We start from the raw sequence: 15,561 nt of genomic DNA on the forward strand, positions 1-15,561 counted from the left end.
AAAAAAAATACTTAAAGGAGACTTCGAGCATAAAATAGACACGAAATTAAAAGGAGAGGCAAAGGATTTCGTAGACTCTTACAATATATTTTTAAACAAACTTAAAGACAGTTTCGGAGTAATCGAAAAAAAATACACCGCTCTTATAGAAAAGGAAAAATCGGACGACCCATTAAACGACGCAAAAGAAACAATCGAACAGCTTGCCAATATTTTCAAATTTAAAAGAATGATTGAAGAAGACAACAGCTGCGAAGACATTTACAACAGACTGATTGACATATTAAACGGATTCGGACTTGATTATTACACGCTTGTAGGAATTGACAACAACGAAAAAGAATCGACAATAATATATAAAACCGGAGGAAATATATGCTGCAATATAGAAGAAAAATTTCAAGAATGTAGAGCTCATAGACTCAGAAAAGTAATTAATTCCATAGAATATCCTAAAATTTGCTCCCTTCATTTATGTGATAACGAATATATATGCATTCCGTTCAGTGCCGGAGGAAATTTTACCGGTATATTAAAAATCAACATTACCGAACAAAACAAAAAAAACGTATTAAAAAACCTTCCTTACATTAAAGCATACCTAAACGAAGTTTCAGCAATAATAGAAGCGAAATATACACTTGAAATTCTACATAACCAAACCATTAAAGACCCTCTTACACAAACATTCAATCGTAGATATCTCGATAACATACTCTCTTTAATAATAAACAACGCAAAAAGGAAAAACGACAAAATAGCGTTTTTAATGATAGATATAGACCATTTTAAGAAAGTAAACGACACTTACGGCCATAAAGCGGGTGACAGCGTCTTAAAGACAATTGCGGACATTTTAAAAAGTTCCATAAGAAAAAGCGATTTGGTAATCCGGTACGGGGGGGAAGAATTTTTGATTATTCTGCAAAATATCAAAAGTTCCGAAGATGCGCTTAAAGTTGCCGAAAAAATCAGATCCGCAGTTGAAAAAAACAAATTTTACCTTGAAAACAACACAATAGAAAAAACGATAAGCATAGGTATTAGCGTATTCCCGGATAACTGCGAGGAAGGAAGCGAATGCATCAAAAAGGCCGATATCGCACTCTACAAAGCAAAAGAAAGCGGAAGAAACAGGGTAATTATGTACAAAACTTAATTTTTCGGCTGCTTCTGTCTGCACTTGTTTTTCGTAGGCGCCGCAAATTCGATTAAATCTTCACCGCTTACAATATGCCGCGGGAGATTCTTAAGACACATCAAAAAAATCCTTGCGGTTGTTTTGGCGTCCCCCAGTGCCCTGTGATGAGTCTCCTGCGGAAGGTTCAGCTCCTCCATCAGATATTTTAAACCGTAACGCTGGGCTTTTATCGTTTTTTGGGAAAGGGTCAGAGTACACAAAAACCTGTTTAAAAGTTCGCCGAGGTTTTCCTTTTCAAACTGGTGGGCCAAAAAACCGTAATCAAAATCGGCTGCATGGGCCACGAAAATACTGTCTCCCAAAAACAGTCTGAATTTTTTGAGAATCTCTCTTTGAGAGGCCTCGTTTTCAAGCATCTTTCGATTGATACCGGTAACTCTTTCAACATACTTCGGCACATCCTCGGCGAATATAAGAAATTCGAAAGTATCGGTGATTTCAAGATTTTTTATTTTAACCGCGCCTATTTCTATAACCTGCCCTACGTTCGGTTTTGAATTGTTAACTTCAATGTCCACAACACAGTACTCGCATTTTTCATAAGGCAAAACGGCGGTTTTCAGTATGATTTTACCATTTTTTTCAATTAAAGGAAGCCCCTGAAACACCAGCAAATCTATAATGCCGTCCGTTTCAAGGCCGGGATATAGTTTTTTTACGTATTCGGCAAACTCTTTTTTATCCAAACCCTTTTTAAGTCTCTCTATAAATTTCTTTTTCATATCAGGCTTTTTGCTGGAATTATAGCATATATCAGTCAATAAAAGCCTTAAGAGTTTTTTAAGTTTAAATCGGAAAACTTGACGAAGCCGTAATACTTAAAAACGGCACAGCCCCAACGATCAAAGAACATCTTATAGCGCCGTATATGTGATGAGCGAATGGAACGAGAACCTGTGAATCGGCCGTAAGAAACGGACTGCATAAAGGTGAATTAACCTTTATGCCTTACTGCGTACATACATCAACGACATCCACATCCGTATCCTCCACCACAACATTGTCGGATTTGACGAGGTTGTTATAAACCGTTAAACCGTAATATTCCGCATCTTTAATTTCAAGCTGACCCAATATGTCAGCGGATTTTTCATATGTCGGATCTACAGTTACGTTTTCACAGTTTTTAATGTCAAAATCAACTTTATAAATTTTTTCTTTTACATCAGCACCGTCATGTCCGAATGTTAAAAATTTTCCGTTTTCCGCTTCACCGATTCCGTCATACCATCCGGACGTTCCCTGAATGACGGAAAGCACGTCACCGCTGTTTCTGTCTATTTTTATACCTATGAGATTTGCAGCCGAAACCGTAAGCGTATCCCCGTTGTTTACCATTCCCCTGTAATAACTGTAATATGTGGAGGTTTTAAAAAGATTCATACTTTTAACAGTGCCGTTAAAATCGAAATTCATAAGGTAAATATTAACAAAGGCCGTACTGTTTAAATTATCCCTCGTTATAAGGGAAACGCCTTTTTCATCCGCAACCACTCCTTTAACGTCGGTATATTCCCTTGAGGAATTAACGTCTTTTACCACAAACTCTTTAGAGAACTGAGGAAAAAGTTCGTCCCCTTTTACCAAAACGGACATTAAAAGCCCTTTTTGAATATTGTCGTTATAAAGGTTTCCCCCGATGTACAAAGTGTCGTTATAAACTCCGACAGCCGTAAAATGTATGTATCTGTAAGAGTTGATATACGTATATACTTCCGTCTCCCCCGTATTGTTGTTTATTCTCAATATTACGCCTTCGTCTTTTTCGCTAACGGTACCGCTGCCGTCGTCAAGTAACAAAACGGCGGTTCCGACCGCATAAGTATAGCCGTTTAAATAAACGGCGTCTTTAATCGAAATGCTTTTAACATCCGTGCCGGCATAATAAAAATACCCTTTAAAAAGTATATTGCCGTCCGAGTCGATTTTTACTATCATAGGAAAACAGCCGTAAAAAATAGAGCCTTTCGGATACACGTCGCTGATAAAAACCGTTTCGTTTCCGTTCCGGGCGGCCACACCGAAGTTTTCGTTCACATCCGAACTCCTGTCCTCCGTTCCGTTGTAATAGATAATTTTTTTCCATAAAATGTTACCGTTTTGATCCGTTTTTAAAATCAGTCCGTCCTCACCCCGGTGATTAACGTCGTTTACGTCTTTTACCACACTGCCGCCTAAAATATACCCGTCCGCCGTATAAACACCTTTGACGAAACGAATATAAGGAGAGAGAATACCGCTTTCACTCACATTTTCCTGGTAAAGTTTTGTAAAATAAGAAAACACCCCGTTTGAACTTTCATCACTTGCGTTATTGTCGGATGTGCTCATACATCCGCCCCCCAATAAAATCAGCAATAACAATACAAACCTGAACTTTTTCATTTTGTATCCTTTAATTTTGTTTTAACTGCTCTTTAATATTATTTTAATACTTTTTTTATTTTTTTTCAAGATTTATATTTGTTATAATTACCCACAACTCATATAAAGGGAAAAAAATGAAAAAAGTCAAAATAGTAGCAACCCTCGGACCCTCATCCTCCGATAAAATAGCTCAGATGATTAAGGCGGGAGTGGATATTTTCAGATTAAATTTTTCCCACGCCGACCATAAAACACACAGAAACTCAATAAAAGCAATCAGGGAAATCGCAAAAAAATTAAACAGCAAAACCGCCATACTGCAGGACATCAGCGGACCTAAAATAAGAATAGGGGAAATAAACGGCTTTTTGGAACTTAAAAGGGGGGATAAAATAAGACTTGTAAAACACTCCCCCGTCAGCTTTTACGATTTGACGCTTACATATCCCGAAATTATTGATCACGTAAACATAGGGGAATATGTTTTTTTTGCGGACGGCAGCATAAGAACCAAAGTAATAGACAAAGACGACAATTCCGTAACGTTAGAAGTCAAAAACCAGGGGGTGCTCTCAAGCAGAAAAGGGGTAAATTTCCCTCACTCGAAACTTAAAATTTCCGCCATTACGCCTAAAGACGAAAAAGATCTGGTATTCGGGGCTAAAAACGGTGTGGACATAGTGGCCATATCTTTTGTCAATTCCAAAAACGACATTTTAAAAGCCAAAGAAATTTTAAACAAAAACGGCGCCGACCCGTGGGTGATAGCAAAAATCGAAACTAAACAGGCGGTGGAAAACCTTGATGAAATTTTAGAAGTCTGTGACGGAGTCATGGTTGCAAGGGGAGATCTCGGCATCGAAGTCGGAATAGAAAAAGTCCCCGTTATTCAAAAGAAAATCATAAGAAAGGCAAACAAACTCAAAAAACCGGTAATTACCGCAACCCAGATGCTTTTATCCATGGTAAACTCCCCTTTTCCCACACGTGCCGAAGTCAGTGACGTTGCAAACGCCGTAATGGACGGAAGCGACGGTGTAATGCTGAGCGACGAAACCACCGTGGGCAAATATCCCGTAAAAGCGGTTGAAACGTTAAAAAACGTAATTCTCGAAACACAAAACATATACCCCTATTACAAAAAATATGAAATACTCGACGAAGACGCAATAGCCGCAAGCGTGGCGGACTTATGCAAGGGAATAGAGCCTAAGGCCATAATATGCTTTACAAGCAGCGGTACAACCGTAAAAAGCATAGCAAAATACAGACCAAAAGCACCCGTTTACGCCGTAACCCACGCAAGGGAAACAAGCAGAAAACTAAATATTGTATGGGGGGTTAAACCTCTTTTCGAGATACCCAAAATAAAAAACCCCGAAAAACTTATAGACAAATTTAAAGAACTTGCGATAAAAACGGGCTGTTTTCACAAAGGAGATATGGTAATTGTAACAATGGGCAGCCTCGTAGGCAAAGAAGGCACTACGAATATGATAAGGGTTATTGAAATTTAAATAAATTCCGCATCAAAAAAAAATTCTATTTCAGGAAAATTCCTGAATAAAAAATTTTCTATATTCGTCTTTATCTCCCCCGCCTGTTTTTCGCTGTGTGCGGCATAAACTATAGCAATACTCGCCTCTTTGGAATATTCACCGGAAATATCGAGAAGTGAAACGTTAAATTTTTTCAACTTCTCTTTTACGGAATTCAAAACTTTCCTTCTTTCTTTCAGGGAAAAAACATAGGGAAGCTCGAAATCGGCAATAAGATTCACAATTACCAATTAAAACCTTTTTAGTTTTTACTTTCTTTTTCCTTGCAGTTTTTACAAACACCGTAAATATAAAGCTCTTTTTGGGTATCCGGATATTTTTCTTCAATTTCCGCTTTTATCAGATCGCTAAACGGAACATCTTCTACCATCCCGCATTTTTTACATATAAAATGGGCATGAGGCTCTTTTGTAATTTCAAATTTAGGCTTTTGGTGCAAACATATTTCACTTATTATTTTTTCATCTTTTAAAGCGGTTATATTTTTATAAATCGTCGCAAGTGATATGGAAGGAAAAAAATCCCTTATGTTTTCATAAATCTCCTCTATACTCGCATGCCCTTTTTTTTCAAGCTCTTTAAGTATAGCCAGCCTTTGGGGGGTTATTTTAAGGTTTGATTCTTCTAAAAGCCCTTTAATCTGTTTCATATCAGCCTTTCATTTCTTTTCTTTAAAAATTTATATAAATTTCTAAAGAAAAGAAAAAAAGAAGAAATTAAGCTTCTTTAAAAGCTTTTACCATTTCCTCCATCTCTTTAACGTCCGCTTCGTCAACCAAATCCGCCAACGTCACATAAGCGCCCACATTTCCTGTCATAGGTTCGATATCAGTATTTACAGGCAGTGTTTTTTTACCCGGTTTCCAGTTTGCAGGGCAAACTTCACCTGTTTTATACGCATGTTGATGTGCGATAATCTGTCTTAGGAATTCTTTTACGCTTCTTCCGACCGGCGGAGCCTGAACTTCCTGAGCCACGATTACACCGTCAGGGTTGATTAAAAATCTTCCTCTAAGAGCAAGCCCCGCACCTTCAATCATTACACCGAATTTTCTTGTAACTTCTCCCGTCGGATCAGCCCCGATTGTAAGTTTAAGATCTTTAAGCAACGGCTCTGTTTCTACGAATCTTTTGTGTGAGAATTTCGTATCGGTTGAAACCGCCAAAACTTCCACTCCCAATTCTTTTAAAAACGGCAGCGCCGCATTCATAGCCGCAATTTCGGTAGGACATACGAATGTAAAATCTGCCGGATAAAAACATACGACAGTCCATTTACCTTTGTAATCTTCACTTGAAACTTCCGTATAATTGCCTGTTTCCGCGTTATAAGCTTCCATTTTAAACTCAGGCATCTCTTTTAATACCAATACACCTTCTTGTGTTTTAACTTCTTCCATACCGACCTCCTCTTTTGTTATTTTTTCATCTTTTATTGCTGTTTTCGTATCTTGTTCACATGCCATGTGGCACCTCCGTTATTTTTTACAGTGCAATTATAGTTAATAAAAATCTTTTTGTCAAGGATAATTAGAAAAAAAGGAAAAATTTTTTCCTTTAAAATATTTTCTCTAAATCCAAATTGTAAAAAAGATTCGGATGTTCGAGTTTCACCTTATCGAGGATCTCGTGTATGGAAGCGCTTTCGTTTCGTTTCATCTCTTCAAGCACCACCGCTTTTACATCGTCGTAATCAACCGGAAACTCGCTGAGTATAGCTTTTTCAAGTTTAAGTTCGAAATTTTCTTTCATTACGCTTTTTAACGTTTCCATAAGTTCCATATATTCGTCGGCGTCAAGGGCGATTTTTATTTTATCGCCCACCGTTAATATCCAAAGCGGACTGTTCAAATCACCCTCAACGACTTCACAACCATCGCATTTAACAACCGTTTTGTTTTTTATATTAAGTTTTTCAGCTATTTTTTCAGCCAAACCATCAATCCTTTCTGAGCGTGTAATCTGTTTTCGGCTTCAGCAAAAACTTCATCGGTATGGGACTCAAAAACCTCTTCACTCACTTCATACCCTCTGTATGCGGGCAGACAGTGTAAAAACATAGCGTCTTTTTTAGCCAGGCTCATAAGCTCTCCATCGACTTCGAACCCTTTGAAATCCTTAATTCTTTTTTCCTTTTCGTCTTCCTGCCCCATACTTACCCATGTGTCAGTCGTAACCACGTCGGCATCTTTAACCGCAAGTTTCGGTTCATATAAAAATTCTATTTCGGCACCGCTTTTTTTTGCAAACTCAACGGCTTTTTGTTTTATGCACTCATCTATTTCATATCCCCGGGGCGTTGCAATTCTTAAATTAAATCCGAGTTTCGCAGCCAAAACGGCCCAGGAATGCGCCATATTGTTTCCGTCGCCCACATAAGCCACAACGGTGTTTTGTGGAGTGTCGAAATCAAATTTGCCGAATTCCATCATTGTCATCAAATCGGCCAACAGCTGAACGGGATGGCATAAGTCCGTAAGGCCATTTATTACGGGGACTTCGGAATATTTGGCAAATTCCTCAAGCCTTTCCTGGCCGAATGTTCTTATCATAACCAGATCAACCATCCTCGTAACCACCCTTGCGGTATCTTTAAGAGGTTCCCCCCTGCCTAACTGAATATCTCTCGAACTTAAAAAAAGCCCGTTGCCGCCCAACTGGTTAATTCCGGCCTCAAACGACACCCTTGTACGGGTCGAACTTTTTTCAAAAATCATAGCAAGCTGCTGATGTTTAAGATACGGCTTGTAAATACCGTTTTTGGTTTCTTTTTTAATCTGAAACGCCAAATCGATTATCTCTTTTATCTCTTCTTTCGAATAATCGCACAGCCATAAAAAATGTCTCAATTTTTATCCTTTGTGTTTATAAGTGATAAGCAATCAAGTCATAAAGCGGGTAATGAAAATCATCCTCAACTTATCTGCTTCACAACCTCACGACTTAATTATTAGGGTATAATTTTATCAAAAAAAGGAGAGTTTTTGAAAATATCCGCTATTGCAACCCTTCCTACAAAATACGGAACGTTTAAAATACAGTCTTTCAAAGAGGGCGATAAAGAACATCTCGCCATTTTTACACAGGAGTTGCCAAAAACACCTTATATAAGAATTCACAGCGAATGCTTAACGGGAGACGCACTCGGAAGCCTCAAATGCGACTGCGGCGAGCAGCTTGAATTCGCTTTAAAAACAATAAATTCAAAAGGCGGTATTTTACTTTATTTAAGACAGGAGGGAAGAGGTATAGGACTCTTTAACAAAGTCAACGCATACGCGCTTCAGGACAGGGGATTTGACACGGTAGAAGCGAACCATCAGCTCGGTTTTGAAGCGGATATGAGGGATTTTTCCATAGTGGAGAAAATTTTAAAACATTTCGGAATTAAACAGATCAAACTATTAACAAACAACCCCAAAAAAGAATTCGCATTTAAAGAAATAAAAGTAATCGAAAGAATACCCGTAAAAATCAAACCAAACCCTTACAATGAAAACTATCTGAAAATAAAAAAAGAAAAATTGGGACACAAACTTTAACAAGCGATGGAGAATTGAGAATGGAGAATGAAAAATTCGGAATTTTTACCGATGAACTGCTCAAATGGAACAGGGTTCACAAGCTTACGAATTACAAAACGAAAGAGGAAATAAAAGAACAGATAAAAGACTCCCTTTACCCGTTAAAAAAAATAAAAAACGTAAAAAGCGCTATAGACATCGGAACGGGCGCCGGTTTTCCGGGACTCGTTTTAGCCGTGGCGATGCCCGAAACAGAGTGGTATCTTGTGGAGCCTTTAAAAAAAAGGTATTCGTTTTTAAATTACATAAAAATAAAACTGAAACTTCACAACGTTAAAATAGTCCCCTCAAGGCTTGAAAACGCGAATATAAACCCCGTGGAGCTGATTACGACAAGAGCGGTGATGCCGAGTGAGGAAATAATTAAAATAGCAAAACCCTATTTACAAAAAAATGGTAAAATACTTTTATATAAAGGTTCGAACGTTTTTGACGAAATCAAAAATCTTAAAATAAAAACGGAAATTTTTTCAAAAGGCAGCAGAAACTATCTGCTTATAAAGGATTTATATGGGTAAACTGATTTTATTCGCACTTATTGCGGCGGGAATTTACTTTATGTTTATAAAAAACACCGAGAAAGTTTCCGAAAAAGAGGATGAAAACGAATTCGTACAGTGTGAAAAGTGCAAAACCTTCGTTTTGAAAAAAGAGATGAAGAAAAAAAACGGAAAACTGTTATGCAAGGACTGTTATGACAATTCTTGAAAAACCTTTTTGCAGCGAAGAGTTTTATGAAGTAAAAACTCTTGAAGAGATAAAAAACTCCCCCCCTAATTCCACGCTTATATTCGAATACTGCGAATCTTCTCTCGAATTGTACAATTTTTGTAAGATCAACGGAATCCCTTACGGCGTAATCGTATCTGACATAAGGGAAATGATTTTTTGCGCCAATTTAGGGGCAAAATATATATTTTGTGATACAATAAAAAAAGCAAAAACATTTCAAAAAATAGCGGACGATTATCTGCTGAGCTGCAAAGTGGTGCTGTTTATAGAAAATTTTGAGGAGATAAACACTGTAGCGCGGTATGCGATAGACGCAATCAAATTAAAGGGGAGCAGATGAGAACGAACATAATACCCACCGAAAAAGAAACGGTTTTAAAAGAAGAGGACTTCATAATTTCAAAAACCGATCTGAAAAGCAGAATTTTATACGGAAACCAGATTTTTATAAAAATGAGCGGTTACAGCGAACAGGAAATCTTAGGGAAACCGCATAATATTTTAAGACATCCGGATATGCCCAAATGCGCTTTTAAAATATTATACGACCATATTCAAAACGGAAAAGAGTGGTTCGGCTTCGTAAAAAATTTAAGAAAAGACGGCGGATATTACTGGGTTTTCGCCAATATATCCCCCACATACGACAGCAACGGAAGCTTAATAGGCTATTATTCCGTAAGACGTAAGCCTAAAGACGGTTTCAAGCACATAATCGAACCCCTTTACAAAACACTGCTGAGCATAGAAATGTCGGAAGGAATGGAAGGGGGCTTAAGGGCTGTGGAGGAGCTTCTGAACAGACACAATATGTGCTTTAACGAAGTTATGTTAAAAATTCAAAAAGGACTTATCAATGAATTATAAAACATTGACATTCATAAACGGGCTTTTTTTCCTTTCTCTCGCCGTATATACGGTTATGCGTTCAGATTACATTTCGGCGGCACTCGCCTTAGCGGGCCTGATTTTGTCATTTATCATAATATTCGTCATCAAAACAAAAAACACCCGTAATGAAAAAAACGGCCTGTTTGATAAAATCGAAAAAGTTCTCCTAAAAGCTTCAAACGGAAATGTTGAAGACAGGATAACCGGAATTGATATGAACGAACCGGCTGCCAAAGCGGCCTGGGCGTTAAATGATCTTTTAGATCAGCTCGAAGCTTTCGAAAGAGACATCAAAGAATCCATAGAATCGGCAAAAAACGGTATAGATTACAGGGATATCGCCCCGCAGGGGTATAAAGGGACGTTCAGAAGAACCGTTATTATGTTAAACGAGGCGATACAGGCCATTTCCACCGCACTTAAAGAACAGGCCAGAAGCGAACTTGCACTCACATTAAACAACCTCGGAGGAGGTGTAAAAACACAAATCAACGAAATAAAAACATCCCTTGATACCAAATTAAAAGAGTTTATGATAAAAATCGACGAACTTTCCGGAGAAATTTATGAAGGTGCGGATGCAAGCGCCGCAAAAATAGAAAACCTTACAAATGTGTTAAACGAACTTATAGATTTCATTTCCCACACCAACGAAGCTATCAATATGCTTTCACAAAGAACGGACGAAATAGGGAAAATAGTAGAACTTATAACGGATATTGCGGATCAAACCAACCTTTTGGCGTTAAACGCCGCAATAGAAGCCGCAAGGGCGGGAGAACACGGCAGAGGCTTTGCGGTTGTGGCCGACGAAGTAAGAAAACTTGCCGAAAGAACACAAAAAGCGACAAGCGAAATTTCAATAACGATAAAAACGCTGCAGCAGGAAACCAGCGACATTCAGGCTAATTCGGACAAAATAACGGAAATGGCCACCACATCGAGAGAAGATATAGAAATAGTTCAAAACATGGTAATGGGATTTAGGGACAAATCCCTCGAAAACAGAAGAAACGTTGACTTAGCCCTTACAAGAATGCTGATGGATTTAGCAAAAATTTCACACCTTATATTTAAACTAAACGCACACGAAGCCATTATAGAAGAAAAAGAAATACATATTTTAAGCGACAAAGAGTGTGATTTCGGAGAATGGCTCAACAGCGAAGAATCCATTAAAAAAATAGGATGTTACCCCGAATACAAAACAATTAAAGAAAATCTGCATAAACAGATTCACGAACTCACCAAAAAAGCTCTTTTATGCACCAAAGAAAAAACGTGTATCTTACACAAAGAGCAGACCATAAAACAGTTTGAAGAAATAGAAAAAATTTCACAAAAACTCTCCCGTACAATGGATCAGGTGTTTGAAAAATACACAAAAGAGCCCTGTAAGTGAGAAAAAAGTTCAATATAACACTTATACTTCTCATTCTTCCTTTTATTTTTATAAGCCTTTTTTTGGTTAATGAGATTTCGCACAAACTTTACATTAAAGAACTTGTCTATATTTTTATAGGAGTGGTTGTTTTTGTGCTCACCTACCTTCTGCCTATAAGAAAACTTCTGTGGCTAATCCCCATAATTTACTGGTTTAACATATTTTTACTGATTCTTGTCGACACCGTGGGAATTAAAATCCTCGGAGCGCAGAGATGGCTTAAAATACCTCTTTTAAACATTACGATTCAACCTTCGGAATTTATGAAAACGACCCTTTTGCTTATGCTCGGATATTTAATATACAAATACCCGCCAAGACCTTATTATAATTTTAAGGAATTTTTAAAACTTTCTTTTTTTATAATACTGCCCTTTATACTCATAGCAAAAGAGCCCGATTTAGGAACGGCCCTTATTACTCTGATTATAGGTTTCGGGGTACTTTTTATTGTAGGTGTGGACAAAAAAATATGGATTACCCTCACAATGGGTGCTGTTTTGTTAGCACCGGTATATTACAAATACGTTATGAAAGACTATCAAAAAAAAAGAATCGAAAATTTTTTAAACAAACCCAGCTATCATGTCAGACAGTCTATAATCGCTATAGGCAGCGGGGGGCTGAAAGGCAAAAACAAAGACGAGGCGACCCAGACACAGTTAAAATTTCTTCCGATAGCAAGCAGTGATTTTATTTTTGCCTATTTAGTGGAAAGATTCGGGTTTTTAGGGGCGGGCGGAGTTATTTTTTTATATTTTCTGCTGATTTTTTACCTTTTAAACATTGCACAGAAATTAAAAGAAGATTATTTCGCAAAAGTAATGTTTGCAGGCGTCGGACTTATGCTTTTTATATATTCATACATAAATATAGCTATGACGATGAACTTGGCACCCGTCGTGGGAGTGCCCCTGCCCCTTTTAAGCCACGGCGGAACAAGTTTTATCAACTTTATGATTCTTTTTGCTATACTTGAAAATTTAATAAGCAAAAAAGAATTCATACACACGTACGGAGTGAAATAACTGCGGATAGGGAATAATCCGGTGTTGTCAATTTATTTTAAACCGTAAAATACAAAAAAGGACAAAAAGTGAACGAACTGCATCTGTTTAAAGAGCTTATAGAACAGAAAAAATATTACAAGGCCCATGAATCGCTTGAAAAGAAATGGCAAAAACTGAAAAAAGAAAATTCTCCCCTGCAATACGCCTATAAAGGTTTAATTAATGCGGCCGTCTCTTTCGAACTAAAAAAAAGAGGCAGACCGAAACATACATATGAAAAGGTGTGGAGCAATTTCGAAAAATATTCATCCTTTTACCCGTTGGAAAAAGATACTGAAACTGCGGCAGTTTTTCTAAGAAAACACAAAAAAAATTTAACAAAAAAAAGCGGATGATATGGGGTTTTTTATCAAACTTTTAAAAGAACTGAACAGTGCGCAAAACGAAAAATTCATATCCCTTGCAATCGTATTAGGGGCAATCAACGGTTTTTTGCCGTTTTTTAACATATATACCTTTTTTATTTTTATTATCGTATTTATAATAAGGGTGCCTTTAGGGCTTTTTTTCGCCTCATGGGGTGTGTTTTCGGCATTGGGATATTTTTTGGATCCTCTATTCGACAAAACCGGCTATCTTATATTAACATCCCAGAGTTTAAAACCGTTTTTTACCTTCTTATACAACCTCCCGCTTATGAGATGGAGCGGCTATAACAACACAGTCGTAACCGGTTCACTTGTTATAGGGGTTCTGACGGGGACTGTTCTTTATTTTTTATTAAACGGATATTTTTCCTTATACAGAAAGACATTTTTCCCTTTCTTTGAAAAACACAGACTTCTTAAATGGATAGTACCTTCAAAAACGGATAAAAAAACACCTCTGAGACTCTCAGGCGTTTTAACATTAACAACCGCGGGCATACTTTTATATTTAGCGGGTACGCTGTTTTTAGATCCGGTATTAAAAACGGTGCTGCAGTCAGTTTTATCAAAAACGTTACACAAAAAAGTTTATATCGCCTCGCTCGATACGTCACTGAAAAACTTCGATATGAAAATAAAAAACATCCACATCGGAGAAATAAAAATTTCAAAAATATACGTCAAAGCGGACCCCTATCTTCTGTTATGGAAAAAAACGGATATAAAAAACCTTTTAATAGAAAAAATCATAAGCGATAAAAATTTCCAATATTACGTTCAGAAAAAAGAAGTCTCAAAAAACAGCAAAACCCATATTTCAATTCCCGATATAAATGTACCGAGCGCCGACACTTTTATAAAAAAACAGACCTTCAAGAGCGCCGAAGCGTTAAACAGACTTAAAAAAGACTACAAAAAATTCGAATCTCTATGCATAAAAAACAAAACCCTGATAAAAGAAGAAAAAAATAAAATAAAACAAATACAGACGCAGATACGCTCACTTTCGGAAAAAATTAAAAATATAAAAAACGTTCAAGATATAAACAATATTTTAAAACAAACCAACAACATAAAACAAGAAATAAAAAACCTCAAAATTTCATTAAACACAGGGCTAAATGAAATAACAAAAGCAAAAACCGCAATAAAAAACGATTTAAAAGAACTACAAACGGCTCTAAAAGAAGACTATAAAACAATAGAACAAAAATATTCTTACCTAAAAAACAAAGAATACCTAAAATTCACGGAATCCTTTTTAAAACCCGAAATAAACGCTTATCTGAACAAAGCGCTCTTCATATACGAAAAAATAAAACCGTACCTTTATTCCGAAAATGAAAAAGAGACATATGAAAGAAACGGGGGAAGAATAATAAAATACGAAGACAAAATAACATATCCGAATTTCATACTTGAAAAAGCCAAATTAGAAGCCGTCTTTAAAAACGCAGATTTTAACGTCAGTGCAAAAAATTTAACGGACAATCAAAAACTTCTAAACAAACCCGCCGAAATCAAAATAGATTCCGTTTCTCAATTTTACAAAAAACTCACCGCCGATATTAAAATATTTAAAACCGTATATTTTAGACTTACTGTAAATTCATACAAAGCCAACAGTGTCAAAGCCGGCAATCTGATTATCCTTCATCCCTTAATCGATATCGAATCCGTCGGCGAAATAAGCAATATGCTAAACATAAAAATAAAAGCACTGTTTAAAAACTTTTCAATCGAATATAAAAAGTCTGAAAAAATAGAAAAACTGCTCTCATCAATCAAAAGTTTTAACGTAACTGCTTCCGTCAAGGGAACACTGCACGGATATAAAATAAATCTGAATTCTGATCTTGACAAAAAACTTTCCGGAATATTAAAAAAAGAGTACGATTCGGAGATTAAAAAACAAAAAGAAAAAGCAAAAAAACTCTTAAACGATAAAATAAACAAAGAAATCAAATCTGTCAATCTCAATGAAAACCTGATAAAATCGATAAACGATGAAAAAACAAAACTTGAAAACCTAAAAAAAGAATTGCAGAAATATTCAGAAAAAAAACTTAAAAAAAGATTGTTTAAAAAGAATATTTTAAATAAATTTCTTAAATTTTAAATTTTTCCGCCTTTTATCCCTTGAAATAGAACAAAAAAGTAGTTATAATTTCAGTCCACAGAAATGTGGACTCGTAGCTCAGTTGGTTAGAGCAACCGGCTCATAACCGGTTGGTCGCAGGTTCGAGTCCTGCCGAGTCCACCATTTCCGCCCAGGTAGCTCAGTCGGTAGAGCAAGGGACTGAAAATCCCTGTGTCGGCGGTTCGATTCCGTCCCTGGGCACCAT

Annotated in this window: 18 protein-coding genes, 2 tRNA genes and 1 pseudogene; 14 read left to right on the top strand and 7 right to left on the bottom strand. The window is 36.8% G+C overall.

The features are described from left to right. A partial coding sequence (locus ACXJIE_RS02100; protein ID WP_456479324.1) for a GGDEF domain-containing protein occupies positions 1-1,159 on the top strand: 1,159 nt, incomplete at its 5' end. Here the strand turns inward: ACXJIE_RS02100 and ACXJIE_RS02105 are convergent. Together ACXJIE_RS02105 and ACXJIE_RS02110 are read right to left on the bottom strand one after the other, a co-directional pair. Next, complete coding sequence (locus tag ACXJIE_RS02105; RefSeq protein WP_456479325.1) at positions 1,156-1,962, bottom strand: 3'-5' exonuclease; 807 nt, start codon at positions 1,960-1,962, stop codon at positions 1,156-1,158. The two genes, ACXJIE_RS02100 and ACXJIE_RS02105, sit on opposite strands and share 4 nt — an antisense overlap. Before the next feature lie 187 nt (positions 1,963-2,149). Further along, complete coding sequence (locus ACXJIE_RS02110; RefSeq protein WP_456479326.1) at positions 2,150-3,586, bottom strand: hypothetical protein; 1,437 nt, start codon at positions 3,584-3,586, stop codon at positions 2,150-2,152. A gap of 116 nt (positions 3,587-3,702) precedes the next feature. Here ACXJIE_RS02110 and pyk point away from each other — a divergent pair, with 116 nt between their 5' ends. Beyond that, complete coding sequence (pyk, locus tag ACXJIE_RS02115) at positions 3,703-5,085, top strand: pyruvate kinase (RefSeq protein ID WP_456479327.1); 1,383 nt, start codon at positions 3,703-3,705, stop codon at positions 5,083-5,085. Here pyk and ACXJIE_RS02120 read toward each other — a convergent pair. From ACXJIE_RS02120 to argF, 5 genes are all read right to left on the bottom strand, one after another. Beyond that, positions 5,082-5,348: a DUF503 family protein gene (locus ACXJIE_RS02120; protein WP_456479340.1), complete on the bottom strand. Its 267-nt coding sequence runs from the start codon at positions 5,346-5,348 to the stop codon at positions 5,082-5,084. The genes pyk and ACXJIE_RS02120 overlap by 4 nt on opposite strands. Before the next feature lie 20 nt (positions 5,349-5,368). Then, positions 5,369-5,776 (bottom strand): Fur family transcriptional regulator, encoded by a 408-nt coding sequence (locus ACXJIE_RS02125; protein ID WP_456479328.1) that lies wholly within the window; start codon positions 5,774-5,776, stop codon positions 5,369-5,371. Positions 5,777-5,843: 67 nt separating this feature from the next. Further along, positions 5,844-6,593, bottom strand: a complete 750-nt coding sequence (locus ACXJIE_RS02130; protein ID WP_456479329.1) for a peroxiredoxin — start codon at positions 6,591-6,593, stop codon at positions 5,844-5,846. 91 nt (positions 6,594-6,684) lie between these two features. Beyond that, entirely contained in the window at positions 6,685-7,062 is a 378-nt protein-coding gene (locus ACXJIE_RS02135) for a DUF2603 domain-containing protein (RefSeq protein ID WP_456479330.1), read from the bottom strand. Next, complete coding sequence (argF, locus tag ACXJIE_RS02140; protein ID WP_456479331.1) at positions 7,047-7,976, bottom strand: ornithine carbamoyltransferase; 930 nt, start codon at positions 7,974-7,976, stop codon at positions 7,047-7,049. Before argF ends, ACXJIE_RS02135 begins: the two co-directional genes overlap by 16 nt. A 135-nt stretch (positions 7,977-8,111) precedes the next feature. On the opposite strand from argF, the gene ribA reads away from it, so the two are divergent. From ribA to ACXJIE_RS02200, 12 genes and pseudogenes are all read left to right on the top strand, one after another. Then, on the top strand, positions 8,112-8,669 hold the full coding sequence (ribA, locus tag ACXJIE_RS02145; RefSeq protein ID WP_456479332.1) for a GTP cyclohydrolase II: 558 nt from the start codon (positions 8,112-8,114) through the stop codon (positions 8,667-8,669). A 20-nt stretch (positions 8,670-8,689) separates the two neighbouring features. Beyond that, complete coding sequence (gene rsmG / locus ACXJIE_RS02150; RefSeq protein ID WP_456479333.1) at positions 8,690-9,229, top strand: 16S rRNA (guanine(527)-N(7))-methyltransferase RsmG; 540 nt, start codon at positions 8,690-8,692, stop codon at positions 9,227-9,229. Further along, positions 9,222-9,419, top strand: a complete 198-nt coding sequence (locus ACXJIE_RS02155) for a hypothetical protein (RefSeq protein ID WP_456479334.1) — start codon at positions 9,222-9,224, stop codon at positions 9,417-9,419. The genes rsmG and ACXJIE_RS02155 overlap by 8 nt, the downstream gene beginning before the upstream one ends. After that, the gene (locus tag ACXJIE_RS02160; RefSeq protein ID WP_456479335.1) at positions 9,406-9,783 is read left to right on the top strand and encodes a hypothetical protein; all 378 of its coding nucleotides are present in this window, start codon (positions 9,406-9,408) and stop codon (positions 9,781-9,783) included. Before ACXJIE_RS02155 ends, ACXJIE_RS02160 begins: the two co-directional genes overlap by 14 nt. After that, on the top strand, positions 9,780-10,310 hold the full coding sequence (locus ACXJIE_RS02165) for a PAS domain-containing protein (protein WP_456479336.1): 531 nt from the start codon (positions 9,780-9,782) through the stop codon (positions 10,308-10,310). Before ACXJIE_RS02160 ends, ACXJIE_RS02165 begins: the two co-directional genes overlap by 4 nt. 712 nt (positions 10,311-11,022) lie before the next feature. Then, a pseudogene (locus ACXJIE_RS02170) lies at positions 11,023-11,217 on the top strand (methyl-accepting chemotaxis protein); the annotation flags it as partial. Positions 11,218-11,376: 159 nt separating this feature from the next. Further along, positions 11,377-11,736 carry a CZB domain-containing protein gene (locus ACXJIE_RS02175; protein WP_456479341.1) on the top strand — a complete coding sequence of 120 codons (360 nt, stop codon included), beginning with the start codon at positions 11,377-11,379 and terminating at the stop codon, positions 11,734-11,736. Beyond that, the gene (locus tag ACXJIE_RS02180; RefSeq protein WP_456479337.1) at positions 11,733-12,806 is read left to right on the top strand and encodes an FtsW/RodA/SpoVE family cell cycle protein; all 1,074 of its coding nucleotides are present in this window, start codon (positions 11,733-11,735) and stop codon (positions 12,804-12,806) included. The genes ACXJIE_RS02175 and ACXJIE_RS02180 overlap by 4 nt, the downstream gene beginning before the upstream one ends. Positions 12,807-12,874: 68 nt before the next feature. After that, the gene (locus ACXJIE_RS02185; RefSeq protein WP_456479338.1) at positions 12,875-13,183 is read left to right on the top strand and encodes a DUF309 domain-containing protein; all 309 of its coding nucleotides are present in this window, start codon (positions 12,875-12,877) and stop codon (positions 13,181-13,183) included. A 1-nt stretch (position 13,184) separates the two neighbouring features. After that, entirely contained in the window at positions 13,185-15,335 is a 2,151-nt protein-coding gene (locus ACXJIE_RS02190) for a TIGR03545 family protein (RefSeq protein ID WP_456479339.1), read from the top strand. Between the two features lie 67 nt (positions 15,336-15,402). After that, positions 15,403-15,479 (top strand) — tRNA-Ile (locus ACXJIE_RS02195). A gap of 5 nt (positions 15,480-15,484) precedes the next feature. Then, a tRNA-Phe gene (locus tag ACXJIE_RS02200) sits at positions 15,485-15,560 on the top strand. The last annotated feature ends 1 nt before the right edge of the window (position 15,561 follow it).

Source organism: Nautilia sp. (assembly GCF_053994455.1).